The following is a 17,877-nucleotide window of genomic DNA, read 5'->3' as shown; positions in this document are numbered from 1 at the left end:
CCATCTGGCCCCGTCAGAAACGGCGTAAGCCAAATATCAGTTGTGCTGACGGATGAAGTCCCTGATTTTAGGACAGATCAGGGTGCGCCAACGGCTTCCGGAGAAAATCCCGTAATGACCACAGTTGGGCGCGGTGAATTGTTGTTTAAGGTCGGGAGCGATTTTCGAGCACAGCCCTTGAGCTGAATGGGTCTGACCCTGGCCGGAAATATCGTCCAGCTCGCCTTCAATGGTAAACAAGGCTACGCCATCAATATCCTGTGGGCGGACTTGTTCGCCATGCACGTGCCATTGGCCTTTGGGCAGGCGGTGTTCCTGGAACACGATGCGGATGGTGTCCAGATAGAACTCGGCGGGCATATCCAGCACGGCATTGTATTCGTCGTAGAAACGGCGATGGGCCTGGGCGTCGTCATCATCACCCTTGATCAGGTGCTGATAAAAATCGTAGTGCGAGCTGACGTGACGATCCGGGTTCATGGCCACAAAACCGGCGTGTTGTAAAAAGCCGGGGTAGACACGACGGTGAGCACCGGGGTACTTGGTTGGTACGCGGTGAATCAGATTGTTTTCAAACCAGGAATACGATTTGGTCGTCGCCAGGCGATTGACCTCGGTGGGCGACTGACGGGTATCGATAGGGCCACCCATCATGATCATGCTGCGCGGCATCACGGCCGAGCGACGGGTTGCCATCAGCGAGACGGCGGCCAGTACCGGCACGGTGGGCTGGCAAACCGACATGACGTGCACACTGGGGCCCAGTGTCTGGATGAACTCTTGTACATAGAGCACGTAGTCGTCCAGATGGAAGGGGCCAGCCGTACGGGGCACCATGCGGGCGTCAATCCAGTCGGTGACATACACCGAATGATCAGGCAGCAGTGCACGGACGGTTTCGCGCAGCAAGGTGGCGTGGTGGCCGGACAGGGGAGCAACTAGCAAAATCGTGGGGTCTTGAGCCGCCTTGGGGTGATCGCGCTCGAAGTGGATCAGTCTACAGAAGGGCTTGCTGAGATGCTCGACCTCGCGCACGGCAACGGTTTGCCCGTCAATCTGAGTTTCGCTCAGACCCCAGGCCGGTTTCTCGTAATCTTTGCCGATACGGTGTACCAGTTCAGAGGCCGCCGCCAGTTGGCGCGACAGGGGGGTATAGGCCAGTGGACTGTAGGGGTTGGAGAACCATTGGGAGCTGGTGCCGGTAAAGGCAGCCAGCGGGGCCAAAAAGGACCGCTGAAGTTCGTGCAGATCGTAAAGCATAGTGTGCGCCTTGGTGTTGCCTAATTTGATACAGAGGAATGTATATGCTTATTCCTGTGGGAAACAATACGACGTTTACCGTTCCTCTGTACTTGGGATTTTCCCTTGCTGCAGTGCGGCAAGTTTTTTTATCAAAAGGCGAGATTGGGCGCAAGAGTGGCTGGGTACAAATGCAGCCACCCGGTCTGGCTGGTATAGGGCAGGCTAAAGGCTTAGCGCTCCAGATACTGTAGTTTGTTCTCCACACCGTTCCAGTCGTCCGCATCTTCCAGCGGTTTTTTGGAGCGGTTGATGCTGCCAAAGATCGGGGTCAGTTCGGCATTCAACTCGATAAAGGGAACCTGGTCCTGCGGGACGTCTTCTTCAGCAAAAATGGCATTGGCCGGGCATTCGGGAATACAGACGGCGCAATCGATGCATTCGTCCGGGTCAATCACCAGAAAGTTCGGGCCTTCACGAAAACAGTCTACGGGGCACACATCCACACAATCGGTGAATTTGCACTTGATACAGTTTTCGGTGACGACGTGGGTCATTTCAGTAACACTCCTGCGGTATCGCTAAGGCGGTCAGTCACGGCAAAGGGTCGTGGATGGGGTGCGTGACAACGCACAGGGCCTGAACGATAAAAATGGGATTTAAATCGAATCTTTCGATTTTAACGAATATTCAGCTTCTTGCTTATTGAGATGGCGCAATAGCTCACCTGCTAGATAGCGGTACGCAAGAATGGGCGCCCGTGCTATGGTTGCGCAATCAAAATCGGTAGGTTTGTGATGATCATTACCTCTTTACTTGATACGGACCTGTACAAGTTTTCCATGATGCAGGTTGTTCTGCATCATTTCCCCGCTGCGCACGTGGAGTATCGCTATAAATGCCGTACTCCCAACATTAATTTGAGCCAGTACCTGGATGAGATCCGGGCGGAAATTCATGCGCTGTGCCAGTTGCGTTTTTCAGACGCCGAGCTGGATTATTTGCGTAGTCTACGCTTTATAAAAAGCGATTTTGTCGATTTCCTGGGACTGTTCCATCTGCCGGAGCGTTGTATCCAAGTGCAGGCGGGGGACAAGCCCGGCGAGATCGAGATTTCGGTCCAGGGCCCCTGGCTGCACACGATCCTGTTCGAGATCCCGGTGCTGGCCATTGTGAACGAGGTTTACTTCCGTAACGAGCGTCCGCAGCCGCCATGGACCGAAGGGCGTGAACGCCTGCAGTCCAAAATGCGCCTGGTGGTGGATGATCCTGCCTTGAGCGATTTCCGTGTGGCTGACTACGGTACGCGCCGCCGCTTTTCCAAGCAGTGGCACGAAGAAGTGGTCACCACCATGATTGACCAGATGAAGCCGCATTTTGCGGGGACCAGCAACGTCTGGCTGGCCATGAAGTATGGGGTGACGCCACTGGGCACTATGGGTCACGAATACTTGCAGGCTTGTCAGGCCTTGGGCCCTCGCTTGCGTGATTCGCAGATTTTTGCCCTGGAAGTGTGGGCCAAAGAGTATCGCGGTGACCTGGGCATTGCCTTGTCGGATGTCTACGGCATGGATGCTTTCCTGCGCGACTTTGACATGTACTTCTGCAAGCTGTTTGACGGTGCCCGTCACGACTCGGGCGACCCTTTCATCTGGGGCGAACGCTTGCTGGCGCATTATCAAGCCAACCGTACCGATCCGCGTACCAAGACCCTGGTGTTCTCTGATGGCCTGACTATTCCTAAAGCTATTGAGCTGGCCCTGCGTTTTGCTGGGCGCTGCAAAGTGTCTTTCGGGATTGGCACCAATCTGACCAATGACCTGGGCCATGAGCCTTTGCAGATCGTCATGAAAATGGTGCGTTGCAATGGTCAGCCGGTGGCGAAAGTCTCGGATGCGCCTGAAAAGACCATGTGTGATGATCCGGCGTATTTGGCTTACTTGCGGCAGGTTTTTCAGTTGCCGCCAGCTTAAGCTTTTGGCTATGTCATGCGATAAAGTCGATTCAAAGCCCTTTGCTTAATGCAAAGGGCTTTTTTCATAGACAAAGCAGGGCCGCCAGATGCCCACCGGCTTCCCGAGCCTGGGCAATTTGCTCTTCATTCAAGGTCTTGGAAGCCAGAATAGTTTCTGGCGTCTGGGCGTGAAAATTGAATATACGGACAGGGGCGGCCAAATCTAGCCGCCAGCCGGTACAAATCCGCTCCAGTTGCCGCTGTGCACCTTGCCCATCGCTGCCCGCGCTGATCAGCGCGGTATACGGGCGTCCATTGAGCTGATCCAGCACCTCGTAATAGTTCCGGTCCAGGCACTCTTTCATGGCCCCACTTAGGCTACCCAGATTCTCGGGGGCGCAGAACAAATAGGCCTGGGAATCGCGCAAATCCTGTGCTTGCACCTGATCACAATGCAAGCGTTTGATACAGACCTGTTCTGTCTCGCCCAGTTCCTTGAGCACCTTCAGGGCACCTTCTTCGGCCTGTTCGGCCAATTGTCGGGCCGCGCCGGTACGGGAGTGCCAAATCAACAGAAGCTGGCGGCATGTGTTCAGACTCATAAGCTCTTACTCGCGGTGATAGACTAGCGTCTACAGTATAGAGAGCCACTTCAGCGCTGAGTGGCCACATCGACGTAATCCACATGAATCACACTGCTTCTCCCCCTATGGCCGAGTCGGCCTTCAATCCTCTATGGTTCGCGCAAGCCAGCCACGGACTGGATGAAGCAGGGCGTACGCTGTTACAGGCGGCTGCCGACTGGGCGGGACCTATTTTGCTGGATCTGGCCGGAAGTACCGGCGAACCCTTGGACAGCCATTGCGCTCAGGTAGCGCTTATTTTGGCGGGCCTGGGTGTGGACGCTCAAACCCGAGCCAGCGCCTTGCTGGCCGTCACTCCCGCCCCTGGGCCGGAGGTCAAGCAGGACCCGGTTCAAAAAGCCTTTGGCGCAGAAGTGATGACACTGGTGCGCGGCTCGCGTGCCTTGTATCGCTTGGGCTCTATTACCGGTCAGGCCAAAGAGCAGACGGGCGGGGGCGATCAAAAAGAAATGAAGCGCAAGATGCTGTTGGCAATGGCCGCAGATTTGCGCATTGTGATGATGCGTCTGGCCTCCCGCCTACAGTCCCTGCGCTGGTACAGACAGTCCAAAACCGTATGCCCGGTGGAGTTTGCCCGGGAGACGCTGGAACTGTATACGCCGCTGGCTAATCGGCTGGGGATTTGGCAGGTCAAATGGGAAATGGAAGATCTGGCGTTTCGCTTCCTGAATCCTGAGGTCTACAAGAATATTGCCAGTCAGCTTGAAGATAAGCGGGTAGAGCGCGAGACCCTGATCAGCCAGGTACGTGACCAGCTTTTAGCCGCCTTGAAGCGCGAGCATATCGTGGCTGAGGTTTCCGGTCGGCCCAAGCATATCTTCAGTATCTGGAACAAGATGCGTAACAAGCATCTGGACTTTGAGCAGCTATTTGATTTGCGGGCCTTGCGCGTCATTGTGGATGATGAACGCAGTTGCTATCACACGCTGGCGGTGGTGCATTCGCTGTGGACGCCGGTTCCCGAGGAGTTTGATGATTACATCTCCCGGCCCAAACCCAACGGCTACCGCTCTCTGCATACGGTGATTGCGGATGCGCAGGGGCGTTGCTTTGAGATTCAGATTCGCACCCGTGACATGCACCAGTTTGCGGAATACGGGATGGCCGCTCACTGGCGCTACAAGGAAGCCGGGGCGCAGGGTGGTCAGCAGACAGCCGATGGCGAGGATGACCGGAAAATCGCCTGGATGCGCCAGTTGTTGGCCTGGGATAGGGAAGCGGCGACATCCAATGCGACCGAGCCTGCTCCCAAGGCGGAAACCAGTAAAGACCCCGCTGCTGAAACCGCAGTGGCGACAAACGCCCCCAGGAAGCCTGCTGTTGCCCGGCCCTTGAAGGCTCAGGAAGACGAACACATTTATGTGCTGACACCCCAGGCTCGTGTGATCGAGCTGCCCGTGGGGGCGACTCCGGTCGATTTTGCCTATTACCTGCATACCGACCTGGGACACCGTTGCCGGGGCGCACGCGTCGATGGGCAGATGGTGCCTTTGTCGACCCGTTTGTCGACGGGCCAGACCGTGGAAATTGTGGCTGCCAAGTCCGGTGGTCCGTCGCGGGACTGGTTGAATGTGCAGCTAGGCTTTTTGGCTAGCCCACGCTCGCGCTCCAAAGTGCGGGCCTGGTTTAACGCGATTGAATTGCAGCAGCGCATCTCCCAAGGCCAGAATATGGTCGAAAAAGAGTTGCAAAGATTGGGCCGCACAGCAGTAAACCTGGAGCAGATGGCGCAGCAATTGGGTTTTGCCAAGGCGGACGACTTGTATGTAGCCGTTGCCAAGGACGAATTCAGCCTGCGGCAAGTGGATGCTTTGTTCCGGGAGGACACTCCGGAAGAAGAACCCGTCCAGCGTGTGTTTGACGCGGCTCGGGAAAGCGTGTCCAAGACAGGCAAAAGCGGTGTGCTGGTGGTAGGCGTGGATTCGTTGATGACACAGTTGGCTCGTTGCTGCCGTCCTGCTCCGCCCGATCTGATTGCCGGTTTCGTGACCCGTGGCCGAGGTGTGTCGATTCACCGTGCGGACTGCAAGTCCTATCAGGAATTGGCCGAGCGACAGCCTGAAAGGGCTATTAGTGTGGATTGGGGCGATACGGGAGATACTCAATATCCGGTAGATCTGGCGATTGAGGCACAAGAACATCCCAGCCTGTTGCGCGATCTGTCGGAAGTGTTTGCCCGCCTGCGTTTGAACGTCACCGGCATTAATACCCTAAGTCGACGTTCATTGACACGCATGATCTTCACGATTGAAGTGCGTGATGGCGAGCAAATTCAAAAGGCCTTGGTGGCTTTGAACGAGTTATCGGGCGTCAGCGCCCGCCGCTACTCGTCCTGAACTGCTAAAATCAGTAAACCTAAACCTCGCGGGCGTTGTGCCCGCGATTGTTCTTGTCAATCAAGAGAGCGAGCTTTGAAAACCTATACCTTGCCCGACCCGGATGGACATTTTGGTCAGTTTGGTGGTTCGTTTGTCGCTGAAACGCTGGTCCACGCCCTGGACGAGTTAAAAGCAGCCTACGAACAGTATCGGAACGATCCTGAGTTTCTGCGCGAGTTTCACTATGAACTCAAGCATTTTGTCGGTCGTCCCAGCCCCGTGTACCATGCTCGTCGATGGTCGGAGCAACTAGGTGGAGCTCAAATCTGGTTCAAGCGCGAAGATCTTAATCACACTGGCGCGCACAAGATCAACAATTGTATTGGTCAGATTCTGCTGGCTCGCCGCATGGGCAAGCCACGCATTATTGCGGAAACCGGTGCAGGCCAGCATGGCGTGGCCACGGCAACCGTTGCCGCCCGCTATGGTCTGGAGTGTGTGGTCTATATGGGTAGCGAAGACGTTCGTCGTCAGGCTTCCAATGTGTACCGCATGAAACTGCTGGGCGCGACAGTTGTGCCCGTGGAATCCGGTTCGCGCACCCTGAAAGATGCGCTGAATGAAGCCATGCGCGACTGGGTGACCAATATCAGCAATACCTTCTACATCATTGGTACGGTTGCTGGCCCTCATCCTTACCCGATGATGGTGCGCGACTTCCAGTGCGTGATCGGTGACGAGTGTGTGGAGCAAATGCCCCAGGACGCTGGTCGTCAGCCTGATTACGTCCTGGCCTCGGTGGGTGGTGGTTCCAATGCCATGGGCATTTTCTACCCCTATATCGAACACAAGGATGTTGAACTGATCGGTGTGGAAGCGGCTGGCCGTGGTCTGGATACGCTGGCGCACTCGGCCTCCCTGAATAAGGGCATGGTTGGTGTGTTGCACGGCAACCGTACCTACGTGCTGCAGGATGATGACGGCAACGTCATGCCTACGCACTCGGTGTCGGCTGGTCTGGATTATCCTGGTGTCGGCCCTGAACATGCTTGGCTGAAAGACTGCGGCCGTGCCCAATACGCTACTTGCACCGATGAGGACGCACTTAAAGCGTTTCACGATTGCTGCCGTATCGAAGGCATCATGCCTGCGCTGGAGTCCTCGCACGCCTTGGCTCATGCGGCTCGCATCGCCCCGACGTTGCCCAAGGATAAGATCATCCTGGTCAGCCTGTCCGGTCGTGGCGACAAAGACATGCACACGGTCGCCGAGTACGGCGGCTTGACTCTGTAAGCAATCGGGAACTGATATGTCGAGTAATGTGCGTCTGAAAAAGACGTTTGAAGGTTTGAACGGGCGCTGCGCCCTGGTGCCTTATATTACGGCTGGCGATCCTTCGGTGCCTGCGACCGTGGCTCTGATGCATGCATTGCGTCAGGCCGGGGCGGATGTCATTGAATTGGGTGTGCCGTTTTCTGATCCTACGGCCGATGGTCCCGTCATTCAGCAAGCTGCTGAACGCGCCATCAGCCGTGGCGTCGGTTTGCGTAAAGTGCTGGAGATCGTGCAGCAGTTTCGCCTGATCGACGAGGAAACGCCGGTGGTGTTGATGGGATACGCCAATCCTATTGAACGCATCGGCCAGGCCGAGTTCGCCGTGATGGCCGGTAAAGCGGGTGTGGACGGGGTGCTGACGGTGGATTACCCGCCTGAAGAGTCCACCGATTTCACCCGTTTGCTGACCGAGCAGGGTGTGGATACGATTTTCCTGCTCTCGCCTACGTCGACTGACGAGCGTATCGCCAAAGTGGCGACTCTGGCTCAGGGCTATGTGTATTATGTGTCTCTCAAAGGGGTGACCGGCTCGGCCCAGATCGATGTGGCTGATGTGGAGCACCACTTGCAGCGCATTCGCCAGCACGTCAAAATTCCGGTCGGAGTAGGTTTCGGGATTCGCGATGCGCAAAGCGCCAAAGCGATTTCCCGTAGTGCAGATGCCGTGGTTATTGGCTCCAAGCTGATCCAGACGATGGAGCAGGCGGTACAGGAAAATGCCGGCAAGGAGCCCAAAGATGTGGATGCTGCTGCGGTTGCAGCAGCCAGCCAATGGCTCGCGCAGATACGTCAGGCATTGGATAATTAGCCTAAATACCTATTCCGCGTATAGAATCATCTGCCTGTTCTTGATGAGCAGGCGCTTTTTTTCAGAATAAAGAGCTTGGCGGGCCGGGTGTCGGCCAAGCGAAAACAGGATCTAACAATGAGCTGGATCGAGAAAATACTCCCGCCGCGAATTAACCGTAACCCCGAAAGCAGCCGTCGCGTTCCCGAAGGGCTGTGGGTGAAATGTCCGTCGTGTGAGTCTGTGCTCTACAAGGAAGATCTCCAGGCAACCTTGAATGTCTGCCCCAAGTGCAGCCATCACATGCGTATTGGTGCGCGTGGCCGGATCAAATCCTTGCTGGACCCCGAAGGCCAGACCGAGATTGGTTCCAACACCCGTCCTATGGACCCTTTGAAGTTCCGCGATTCGCGCAAGTACACGGAGCGCGTTTCCGAGGCGGCCAAGCAAACGGGCGAAACTGAAGCCATGGTGGTGATGAGCGGCACGATTTTGTCTGTGCCTGCGGTTGTGGCTTGTTTCGAGTTTGAGTACATGGCTGGTTCCATGGGTTCGGTGGTTGGCGAACGCTTCACACGTGGTGTGCAGGCGGCTATTGCTAATCGCAGTCCTTTCATCTGCGTGGCCGCTTCCGGTGGTGCTCGTATGCAGGAGAGCTTGTTCTCCTTGATGCAGATGGCCAAGACGACGGCTATTTTGGCTGAGCTGTCCGAGGCTGGTCTGCCGTTCATCAGCATTTTGACGGACCCAACGATGGGTGGGGTGTCGGCCAGTTTCGCCTTTATGGGCGATGTGGTGATTGCTGAGCCTAATGCCTTGATCGGCTTTGCCGGTCCCCGCGTGATCGAGCAGACGGTGCGTGAGAAGCTGCCTGAAGGCTTCCAGCGTGCCGAGTTCCTGCTGGAGAAGGGCGCTATTGATATGGTGATTGATCGCCGTGAATTGCAGCGTGAATTGGCGGAGCTGCTGGCTCTGTTGACGCGCCAACCTGCTGAGGCTGTGTCGCGTCATCCTTGATGCTCAAGGCTTAAGCGGATTGAAGAAAACGCCATCTGGGTTCAGGTGGCGTTTTTTATTGTCTGCTGTTTGAGTCTTGTTGTTGAGATTGGCTCAGTTTTTCTAGAGCGGTGAGGGGAGCGCTGCGGTGTGGCGGGGCCCCCGCCCGTGCTGCGCACGGGTGCCCTTGTCTCTTGAGCTATCCAGGCGCCCTGTGAACTCACGGGGTGGTTCGTCCCCCGGACGAACCACAAGCGCCCCGCTCAAACAGCACAGGGCTTGCACCCTGGATAGCTCAAGAGCCCGCGGCCAGAGCCCTGACTCGCCCACCGCAGCGCTCCCCTCATCGCTCTAGAAAAAGAGAAATGTCGGAGAAGGCTCATACAGACTTTTGGGGAAGTGGGGAAGTGGGGAAGTGGGGAAGTGGGGATGGGGAGGGTGAGGGTGAGGGGGAGGGGGAGGGTGAGGAGGGTGAGGGTGAGGGGGAGGGTGAGGAGGGTGAGGAGGTGGTAAGGGATGATAGTCAGGATGATTAGGGCGAGGTGACGCTGATGTAGAGGAGGGCGTAAGAAAGGAAGAGGGAGAGGAAGAGGAAGAGGAGGTAGTGGTGCTGGTTCTCGGGCGATTGCTATCAACAAATATAACGAGCATAAAAAAACGCCGCCCTTGAAGGCGGCGTTTTTAGTCTGGCTTTTTACTGCGTTTCGACCTGTTGCATCGGTTCGTTGGCTTCAGTTTGAGCTGGGCGTTTGCGTGGGCGACCCAAACGGACGGGAGCCGCTTGGTAATCGTCTTGCACTGCCGAGCGGGCTGTTTCTACCAGTTCGATACCGGCTGCGTTCAGGACAGCGTCCAGAGGGGCTGCGGCTGGCTTTGGAGTTTCGGCAGCAGGTGCCGATGTTTCAACAGCAGCGGCAGGTGTTTCTGCGACTTCTGTAACGGTTTCGACTGGAGCTGCTTCTACAGGAGCGACTTCAGCGGTAGCTACTTCAGCAGCAGCTTCAACGGCAGGCTGGGCTTCAGCAACAGGCTCGGCTTGTACGTTTGCAGCTTCTTCACGTACAGGCTCTGCAACAGGGGCTGCGGCTTCAGCTTTTACTTCTTCAGCAGCAGGTGTTTCCTGAGTGGCTTCTGCAACGGGTGCAGCAGCTTCTTCCTGGGCAGGAGTTGCGTCAGCAGCGACAGGCTCTGGCTGAATGCTGGTGGCTTCTTCGGCTTGCTGAGCAATCTCAGCGTCGCGGCTTTCTGCTACCGGCGTTTCAATGGCAGGGGTCTCAGCGGCAGGAGCTTCAACAGCAGGAGCTGTTTCTGCAACGACCTGGGTCTGAACTTGTTCAGCAACAGGAGCGGTAGCGATTGCTGGCTCTTGGGCTGGTGTTGCTTCGCTAACTGCGCTTGCAGTCGATTCAACTTGCTGTGCAGGGGCGCTTTCCTGGGCAGCCACTGGAGCAGGGGCGGCGTCAGGGCTTTCCTGAGCGGTGTTGGCGACGACTGGAGTGCTTTCCTGGGCGGCTGGTGCTTCTACGGCTGCCTGGGCTTGTGCAGGCTCTGCTGCAGCGGCTTGGGCAGTCTGTTCAGCCTGTTCTTCAGCGTTCAGGGCGGCAGGATTGAAGCTAGGCGTTTCGTGAGCAACGTAGGCACCCGAGTTGCCTTCTTCGTTGTTCTCTTCGTTTTCGGCTACGGCGTTGGCGTCGGTGCTACGACGACCACGACGGCTGCGACGACGGCGGCGTTTGCGCTCTGGGTCCAGGGCCCCGTTTTCGCTGTTGTCATCCGTATCCACATCCGAGCTATCGCTGGTGTCGGCGTTATCGGCCTCTGCCTGTTGGTCGGCACGGTTTTGTGCTTCTTGCTTGGTGGCGGAAATGGCAGCGACAGCGGCGACGCTGGCAACGGCTGCTGCAGCCTGTTCTGGCTGGGCGTCCGTGCTGGCGACGTCTTTGTTCAGCTCAACGTTTTCTGCACTGCCTTCTTCGCGACGTTGGCGGCCACGGCCACGACGATTGCGTGGGTTGCGGCTGTTGCTGCTGCCTTCGTCTGTAGTGGCTGTAGCGGGTGCGGCGTTGGCGCTTTGTGGGGTTTCCAGAGCGGATTCGTTACCGGCAGAGGCGTTACGGCGGCGACCGCGCGTATTGTTGCTGGTGTTCTCCGTGCTGGCTTTTTCTTCCTGAGCGGCTTCGGGGCGGTTGGACTGACGACGACCACGTCCACCTTGACCGCGACCACTGTTGGACTGGCCAGGACGGCCTTGGCGGCGACCCGAGGAGGATTTGCTGCTGTCAGATTTGGCAGCTTCCGCAACCGGTTCGGCGGGTTTGCCGGACAACCAGTTCAGCAGGCGCTTGAGCAGGCCGGGTTGATTGTCTTTGGCAGCGGCGCTGGCGGCGGCGGCAGCGGCAGGCTTGCTCATGGGAGCAGGCTGGGCCGGTGTGGTGCTCTTGACCAGGGCTTCTGGACGAGGCTTGATTTCGTGGCTGCGGTGCGGCACCAGGCTGTCTTGCTGTTCAGGTTGCTGAACCAGCTCGTAGCTGCTGCGCAGTTCGTCCAGACGAGGATCGTCGTGACGCAGGCGCTCGATGATGTGGTGCGGAGTTTCCAGATTCTTGTTGGGAATCAGGATCAGGGCAATGTTCAAGCGCGATTCGATCTTGGTGATGTCGGCGCGTTTTTCGTTCAGCAGGAAGGTAGCGACATCCACCGGCACTTGAGCGTGCAGGGCGGCGGTGCCTTCTTTCATGGCTTCTTCTTGCAGCAGACGCAGTACGTGCAGGGCGCTGGATTCGGCATCGCGAATCACGCCAGTGCCGGTGCATCGTGGGCAAGTAATGTGGGAGCCTTCGTTCAGGGCAGGGCGCAGGCGCTGACGGGACAGTTCCATCAGACCAAAGCGCGAGATCTTGCCCATCTGGACGCGGGCGCGGTCCAGGTGCAGGGCATCACGCAGGCGTTGTTCGACAGCACGCTGGTTCTTGCTGTCCTCCATATCGATGAAGTCGATAACAATCAGGCCACCCAAGTCACGCAGACGCAACTGGCGGGCTACTTCGTCGGCGGCTTCCTGGTTGGTGCGCAGGGCGGTTTCTTCAATGTCGGCACCACGCGTGGAGCGGGCCGAGTTCACGTCGATAGCAACCAGGGCTTCGGTGTGGTCGATAACGACAGCACCGCCCGAAGGCAATTGCACGGTACGCGAGTAGGCGGTTTCGATCTGGTGTTCGATCTGAAAGCGCGAGAACAGGGGGATGTCATCGCGGTACATCTTCACGCGATGCAGATTGTCGGGCATGACCACGCTCATGAAAGCGGCGGCCTGCTCGTGAATTTCATCCGTGTCGATCAGGATCTCGCCGATATCGGGCGAAAAATAATCGCGAATCGCCCGGATAACCAGGCTGGATTCCAGATAAATCAGGATGGGAGCGGCGTTGTCGCGGGCTGCGCCGTCAATGGCGGTCCACAACTGCATCAGGTAGTTCAAGTCCCACTGCAGTTCTTCGACGCTGCGGCCGATACCTGCAGTGCGAGCAATGATGCTCATGCCTTGAGGGATGTCCAGTTGGTCCATCGCCTCGCGCAGTTCCTGGCGGTCTTCGCCTTCAACACGGCGCGATACGCCACCCCCGCGAGGGTTGTTGGGCATCAGAACCAGGTAGCGGCCAGCCAGGGAAATAAAGGTGGTCAGGGCAGCGCCCTTGTTGCCACGCTCTTCTTTTTCAACCTGGATGATCAGTTCCTGGCCTTCGACCAGGGCGTCCTGGATGCGGGCAGTACGGACATCAACGCCTTCTTTGAAGTAGCTGCGAGCCACTTCTTTGAAAGGCAGAAAGCCGTGACGCTCTTCACCGTAGCTGACGAAGCAGGCTTCCAGGCCGGGTTCGATGCGGGTGATGACCCCTTTGTAAATGTTGCCTTTGCGCTGTTCGCGCCCGGCTGTTTCGATGTCGAGGTCAATCAGTTTTTGACCGTCGACAATGGCGACGCGTAGTTCTTCTTGATGCGTCGCATTGAACAACATGCGTTTCATGAGTGTGGATCTCCGTTGTCATGGAGCACCGAAATATCGGCGCACGACCGCGGGTCACAGGGTGTGTAGCGCTATAGCTGCATCAGTTTGGTGCAGGCAGGCAAAATCGGCCTACCGGCTTATAGTCTGGGAGGCACGAGTCGCGCCAAAGCGCGAAGTTCAATCAGCAGGGGGGTCAGGGTCACGATGTGTGTTTGACGAATATAAAATTGCTGGGGAACGGCAGCTGCATAAATCATGCGGCTGGTGCAAAAGAGCGGGACAATCTGTGCAGGAATTCAGCGCGGCACGCGGGAGGAAAACATCTCTTGGAAAGCGGGCCTTCTTGCCACACGACTTTCGCTATTTCGGACTCACCCCGGCGACCTTATGACCCGGAAGCTGGAACTCAAGGATACAATTATCAGTCCTTGGTCATCCAACGGAGACGCACCCTTTGCATCTCTACGCTGGACCCAGTCTCAGCTTCCATAGGCTGAAGCGATTATATGCCCCTTTTTGTTATGTGCAAACCTCATGAATCACAAAGATCTGCCCCCCAAGTGCGAATACTACGCATTGATGAAACGCGGGCGGGTCAGCGTATAGATAATTTTTTGTTACGCGAATGTAAAGGGGTGCCAAAAAGCCACATCTATAAAGCCATTCGCGGCGGGCAAGTACGGGTCAATAAAGGCCGTATCAGCAGTGATTACCGTCTTCAGGATGGCGATATGGTGCGGATTCCGCCCCTGCGTCTGCCCGAGCCCGAGCAGCCCCGTCATGTCCCTGCCGCTGTTTTTCCGGTGGTGTTCGAGGACGAGCATCTGATGGTGATCGACAAGCCCGCCGGTGTGGCGGTGCACGGTGGCAGCGGTGTGTCTTTCGGCGTGATCGAACAGTTGCGCGCCGCCCGTCCTCAAGAGCCATTCCTGGAATTGGCCCATCGCCTGGACCGGGACACATCCGGTTTGCTGATTATTGCCAAACGTCGTGCCGCCCTGGTGGGCTTGCATGATATGTTCCGTGAAATTCGTGCCCGCAAGTTTTATTGGGCGCTGGTGCAGGGCGATTGGGTCAATGATCGTCAGCACATTCGCTTTCCCTTGCTACGCTGGCTGACAGAAAGTGGTGAGCGGCGTGTCAAGGTTGACCCTACGGGTAAGCCTGCGCACACCATCATTACCATGCAGCGCCGCTTTGGGCGCTTCAGTCTGGTGCAGGCGGAGTTGAAAACGGGCCGTACCCACCAGATCCGGGTTCATTTGGCCCATTCGGGCTTTCCAATTGTGGGTGACGACAAGTATGGCGACGATGCCCTGCGCGAACAATTCGCGCGCCAGGGTTTCAAGCGCATGTTCCTGCATTCCGGACGCCTGGAGTTTGATCACCCTGTCACCGGACAGCCTCTGGTTCTGGAGGCCGCCATGCCTGCCGCCTGTCAGGCCCTTCTTGATCGTTTGGAGAAGTCCTTATGACGCGCTATGCCGCCGTTCTGTTTGATTGGGACGGTACAGTAATGGATTCGACGTACTCAATTGCCAGTTCTATTCAGTTGGCCAGTGCGGATCTGGAATTGCCTGTGCCTTCGATTCAGTTAGCTAGCTGGGTCATTGGTTTGTCTCTGGAAAGTGCCTTGTATCGTGCAGTGCCCGATTTGACGGCCGAGCAGATGCCCTTGTTTCTGGAGCGCTATCGCTATCATTTCATGCAGCGAGATCCCCATATCAAGTTATTTGACGGAATTTTGCCTTTCATGGGTGAACTTCGTGGTCGCCAGATTGCCTTAGGAGTGGCAACCGGTAAAAGCCGCCAAGGTCTGGACAGGGTGCTGCAGCAAGTCAATCTCAGTACTTTTTTTGATGCCACCCGCTGTGCGGACGAAACTCGCAGCAAGCCGGACCCGGAAATGTTGCATCAATTGCTGGCTGAGTTGATGCTGGAACCTGAGCAGGTCTTGATGGTGGGCGACACGACTCACGATATTCATATGGCCAGTAATGCTGGTATGGATAGTGTGGCTGTCACCTACGGCGCGCATGATCCGCAAACACTGGCCAAGGCCGAGCCAACGGTGATGGTCGACAATGTGGCGCAGATGCGCGATTGGGTGTTGTCACGTATTTAATAGAGGCAAGCGGGTTGCGTAGCCATCTTGCCAGCTAGTTTCAGGACAGGAGATGGAGATGTTCAAATCACGCTCGCAAGCCCCGCGCCCCTCTGAAATTACCGATGAGTCGGTCTGGCGCGCTCGCCGCCGTCTACTTTTGCAGGCTCCCGGTGCCTTGGCGCTGGCGGCCAGTCTGCCCGGCCGGGCTCAGGCTGTTCCGGTGGGCCAGCCTTTGCAGGCCACTCCTTCCCAGCGTTGGAAGCTGGACGATGCGCTGACCAGCGAGTCGGACATCACCTCCTACAATAATTTCTACGAATTCGGCACTGGTAAAGAAGACCCTGCCCGGAATTCGGCTGCCTTCAAGACAGAGCCTTGGACCTTGCAGATAGACGGTTTGGTGAACAAGCCTCTGACTCTGGATATGGACCAGATTCTGAAGCTGGCTCCTTTGGAGGAGCGAATTTACAGACTGCGCTGTGTCGAGGCCTGGTCCATGGTGGTGCCTTGGGTGGGGTACTCCTTGTCTGCCTTGCTGCAACGAGCCGAACCGATGGGGCAGGCTCGCTTTGTGCGCTTTGAAACGGCGGCCGATTCTGAAACCATGCCGGGCCTGCGGTCCCGTATCCTGGACTGGCCTTATGTGGAGGCGCTGCGACTGGATGAAGCCATGCACCCGCTGACACTCCTGGCGACAGGCTTGTATGGCAAGGCTTTGCCGACTCAGAACGGTGCACCGGTACGATTGATCGTGCCATGGAAGTATGGTTTCAAATCTGCCAAGTCCCTGGTTCGTATCACTTTGACGGATACCATGCCCCAATCCAGTTGGATGCGCGTAGCACCCCATGAATACGGTTTTTACGCCAATGTGAACCCGGAAGTGCCACATCCACGCTGGAGTCAGGCCACGGAGCGAGTCATAGGCTCGGGCTTTTTTGCGACTAAAAAGCCGACCTTGCCTTTTAATGGTTACGCCGATGATGTGGCGGCTTTGTATGCCGATATGGATTTAAGGCGCTATTACTAATATGGCAACCTGGAAAGCGGCGCAGCTAGATCGTCTCAAACCTTTGGTGTTTTTATTTGCCTTGTATCCACTGGGGCGCTGGATCTGGCTGGGTTTTACGAACGGCTTAAGTGCCAATCCGGCTGAGTTCCTGACCCGCTCCAGTGGAGTTTGGGCTTTGGTGCTTTTGTTGGTGACGTTGGCGCTCAGTCCGGTGCGACGCCTGCTGGCTCAGCCCGCCCTGGTTCGGTGGCGACGCATGTTGGGTTTGTTCAGCTTCTTTTATGCGGCCTTGCATACTTTGGCCTGGGCCTGGTGGGATCGCTCGGGCGATTGGCTATCCATGTGGCAGGATGTGTTGCAGCGGCCCTTGATTGCTATTGGCGTAGTGGCAGTGCTGATTTTATTGGCGCTGACCCTGACATCCACGCAAGGCTGGCAAAAGCGGTTGGGGCGTGGTTGGAGTCGTTTGCATCAGACGGTGTATGTGGCGGCGGTGTTATCCGTCCTGCATTTTTACCTGATCCGTACCGGCAAGAATGATGTGGTGGAAGTTTTCGTCTATGGGCTGGTACTGGCGGGGCTGTTGATTTTGCGCCGTTGGCCTGCTTTGAATAAGACGGCACATTAAAAAACAGGTAATGGGCTGGGTGCTCATTACCTGTTTTTTTATCAATCCAGACTTTGCAGAATGGCAGCGGTTTCGGCGTCCAGAATGCCGTCGTAGCGGGCAGGGCGGTAGTGCATCTGGAAGGCGGCGATCACGTTTTGTGTGGCCTTGTCGAACATGCCACTTTCCGGTGTTTCATAGCCAGCCTTGCGCAACCAGGCCTGAACTTGAGAGGCAGAGGGCAGCGGGCGTGTTGCGTATTGAGCCTGCAAGGCGCGAGCCTGTGATTCCTTGTACCAGCGGCCTATGCCATCCTGAGCCAGTTCTTTCCAAGGGAAATGAGGGCCGGGGTCTGTCTTGCGCTGTGGAGCGACATCGCTGTGACCAATAATATTGCGTGGCGAGATGTTGTGACGCTGCGCCAGGTCTTTCAGCAAGACTTTCAAGGTGTTGATTTGCCCTTGAGTGTAGGGCTCCCAACGACCATTGCCCAAACGACCCATATTGACGATCTCAATCCCGATCGAGCCTGTGTTCAGGTCAGTGAAGCCATACCAGGAGCCCAGCCCGGCGTGCCAGGCACGGCGGTCTTCAGGTACCAATCGGTAGACAGTAGGGCGGCGCTCGTCGCTGATCAGGTAGTGGGCGCTGACATCGCGCTGGGTCAGCACCTTCAGCGAGGTGGCATGGTCGCCTGCGGTGTAGTGCAGAACCAGATAGCGCACGCGGCTGTTCTGGCCTTGAGCGCTATAGCTATCATCAAACTTGATAGGGCCACTGCTGCCACAGGCGGCTAATAATGCCGTCAGGCTAAGGACGCCGATCTGGACACTGCGTTTCAAGGCAGGGGTGAGGCAAGACAGGGGGCTCAT

14 protein-coding genes are annotated in these 17,877 nt (G+C 56.8%); 9 read left to right on the top strand and 5 right to left on the bottom strand.

The genetic code is table 11. The features are described 5' to 3' along the window. Nucleotides 1-36 precede the first annotated feature (36 nt). Both phaZ and fdxA read right to left on the bottom strand, forming a co-directional pair. The gene (phaZ, locus tag JYG33_RS07705) at nt 37-1,260 is read right to left on the bottom strand and encodes a polyhydroxyalkanoate depolymerase (protein WP_207875388.1); all 1,224 of its coding nucleotides are present in this window, start codon (nt 1,258-1,260) and stop codon (nt 37-39) included. Between the two features lie 212 nt (nt 1,261-1,472). Beyond that, nucleotides 1,473-1,796, bottom strand: coding sequence for a ferredoxin FdxA (gene fdxA / locus JYG33_RS07700; RefSeq protein WP_153230656.1), 324 nt, complete (start codon nt 1,794-1,796; stop codon nt 1,473-1,475). A 240-nt stretch (nt 1,797-2,036) separates the two neighbouring features. On the opposite strand from fdxA, the gene pncB reads away from it, so the two are divergent. Beyond that, nucleotides 2,037-3,212, top strand: a complete 1,176-nt coding sequence (gene pncB, locus JYG33_RS07695; protein WP_207875387.1) for a nicotinate phosphoribosyltransferase — start codon at nt 2,037-2,039, stop codon at nt 3,210-3,212. 64 nt (nt 3,213-3,276) lie between these two features. Here the strand turns inward: pncB and JYG33_RS07690 are convergent, their stop codons facing one another. Then, a complete protein-coding gene (locus JYG33_RS07690) occupies nt 3,277-3,795 on the bottom strand; it encodes an NAD(P)H-dependent oxidoreductase (protein WP_207875386.1) in 519 nt (172 codons plus the stop codon). A gap of 83 nt (nt 3,796-3,878) precedes the next feature. Here JYG33_RS07690 and JYG33_RS07685 point away from each other — a divergent pair, with 83 nt between their 5' ends. From JYG33_RS07685 to accD, 4 genes are all read left to right on the top strand, one after another. After that, the gene (locus JYG33_RS07685) at nt 3,879-6,173 is read left to right on the top strand and encodes a bifunctional (p)ppGpp synthetase/guanosine-3',5'-bis(diphosphate) 3'-pyrophosphohydrolase (RefSeq protein WP_207875385.1); all 2,295 of its coding nucleotides are present in this window, start codon (nt 3,879-3,881) and stop codon (nt 6,171-6,173) included. Nucleotides 6,174-6,248: 75 nt separating this feature from the next. Further along, nucleotides 6,249-7,448, top strand: a complete 1,200-nt coding sequence (trpB, locus tag JYG33_RS07680; protein WP_207875384.1) for a tryptophan synthase subunit beta — start codon at nt 6,249-6,251, stop codon at nt 7,446-7,448. Nucleotides 7,449-7,464: 16 nt separating this feature from the next. Next, nucleotides 7,465-8,298: a tryptophan synthase subunit alpha gene (trpA, locus tag JYG33_RS07675; RefSeq protein WP_207875383.1), complete on the top strand. Its 834-nt coding sequence runs from the start codon at nt 7,465-7,467 to the stop codon at nt 8,296-8,298. A gap of 117 nt (nt 8,299-8,415) precedes the next feature. Then, nucleotides 8,416-9,294 carry an acetyl-CoA carboxylase, carboxyltransferase subunit beta gene (gene accD / locus JYG33_RS07670; RefSeq protein WP_207875382.1) on the top strand — a complete coding sequence of 293 codons (879 nt, stop codon included), beginning with the start codon at nt 8,416-8,418 and terminating at the stop codon, nt 9,292-9,294. A 673-nt stretch (nt 9,295-9,967) separates the two neighbouring features. On the opposite strand, the gene JYG33_RS07665 is transcribed toward accD, so the two are convergent. Continuing rightward, nucleotides 9,968-13,297, bottom strand: coding sequence for an Rne/Rng family ribonuclease (locus JYG33_RS07665; RefSeq protein WP_207875381.1), 3,330 nt, complete (start codon nt 13,295-13,297; stop codon nt 9,968-9,970). A 548-nt stretch (nt 13,298-13,845) separates the two neighbouring features. Between JYG33_RS07665 and JYG33_RS07660 the strand changes: the two genes are divergently transcribed. The 4 genes from JYG33_RS07660 to JYG33_RS07645 are packed head-to-tail and all read left to right on the top strand — an operon-like array spanning nt 13,846 to nt 17,026. Continuing rightward, nucleotides 13,846-14,754: an RluA family pseudouridine synthase gene (locus tag JYG33_RS07660; RefSeq protein ID WP_207875776.1), complete on the top strand. Its 909-nt coding sequence runs from the start codon at nt 13,846-13,848 to the stop codon at nt 14,752-14,754. Continuing rightward, a complete protein-coding gene (locus JYG33_RS07655; RefSeq protein ID WP_207875380.1) occupies nt 14,751-15,404 on the top strand; it encodes an HAD-IA family hydrolase in 654 nt (217 codons plus the stop codon). The genes JYG33_RS07660 and JYG33_RS07655 overlap by 4 nt, the downstream gene beginning before the upstream one ends. 58 nt (nt 15,405-15,462) lie before the next feature. Beyond that, nucleotides 15,463-16,416 (top strand): protein-methionine-sulfoxide reductase catalytic subunit MsrP, encoded by a 954-nt coding sequence (gene msrP / locus JYG33_RS07650; protein ID WP_207875379.1) that lies wholly within the window; start codon nt 15,463-15,465, stop codon nt 16,414-16,416. A 1-nt stretch (nt 16,417) separates the two neighbouring features. Beyond that, nucleotides 16,418-17,026, top strand: a complete 609-nt coding sequence (locus JYG33_RS07645) for a protein-methionine-sulfoxide reductase heme-binding subunit MsrQ (RefSeq protein ID WP_207875378.1) — start codon at nt 16,418-16,420, stop codon at nt 17,024-17,026. Between the two features lie 41 nt (nt 17,027-17,067). Here the strand turns inward: JYG33_RS07645 and JYG33_RS07640 are convergent, their stop codons facing one another. After that, nucleotides 17,068-17,877 (bottom strand): N-acetylmuramoyl-L-alanine amidase, encoded by an 810-nt coding sequence (locus JYG33_RS07640; protein ID WP_207875377.1) that lies wholly within the window; start codon nt 17,875-17,877, stop codon nt 17,068-17,070.

This window comes from Alcaligenes sp. SORT26, from assembly GCF_017377875.1.
Classification (GTDB): domain Bacteria; phylum Pseudomonadota; class Gammaproteobacteria; order Burkholderiales; family Burkholderiaceae_B; genus Alcaligenes; species Alcaligenes parafaecalis.
Note: the sequence above shows the minus strand (reverse complement) of the source record. Positions and strands in the feature narration are given on the sequence as shown.

Coding starts and splice junctions, on each gene's coding strand:
- msrP (WP_207875379.1), top strand. CDS start 15,463: ATGTTCAAATCACGCTCGCAAGCCCCGCGCCCCTCTGAAATTACCGAT.
- JYG33_RS07640 (WP_207875377.1), bottom strand. CDS start 17,877: ATGAGCCCCCTGTCTTGCCTCACCCCTGCCTTGAAACGCAGTGTCCAG.
- pncB (WP_207875387.1), top strand. CDS start 2,037: ATGATCATTACCTCTTTACTTGATACGGACCTGTACAAGTTTTCCATG.
- JYG33_RS07655 (WP_207875380.1), top strand. CDS start 14,751: ATGACGCGCTATGCCGCCGTTCTGTTTGATTGGGACGGTACAGTAATG.
- trpA (WP_207875383.1), top strand. CDS start 7,465: ATGTCGAGTAATGTGCGTCTGAAAAAGACGTTTGAAGGTTTGAACGGG.
- JYG33_RS07665 (WP_207875381.1), bottom strand. CDS start 13,297: ATGAAACGCATGTTGTTCAATGCGACGCATCAAGAAGAACTACGCGTC.
- accD (WP_207875382.1), top strand. CDS start 8,416: ATGAGCTGGATCGAGAAAATACTCCCGCCGCGAATTAACCGTAACCCC.
- JYG33_RS07690 (WP_207875386.1), bottom strand. CDS start 3,795: ATGAGTCTGAACACATGCCGCCAGCTTCTGTTGATTTGGCACTCCCGT.
- fdxA (WP_153230656.1), bottom strand. CDS start 1,796: ATGACCCACGTCGTCACCGAAAACTGTATCAAGTGCAAATTCACCGAT.
- JYG33_RS07685 (WP_207875385.1), top strand. CDS start 3,879: ATGAATCACACTGCTTCTCCCCCTATGGCCGAGTCGGCCTTCAATCCT.
- JYG33_RS07645 (WP_207875378.1), top strand. CDS start 16,418: ATGGCAACCTGGAAAGCGGCGCAGCTAGATCGTCTCAAACCTTTGGTG.
- phaZ (WP_207875388.1), bottom strand. CDS start 1,260: ATGCTTTACGATCTGCACGAACTTCAGCGGTCCTTTTTGGCCCCGCTG.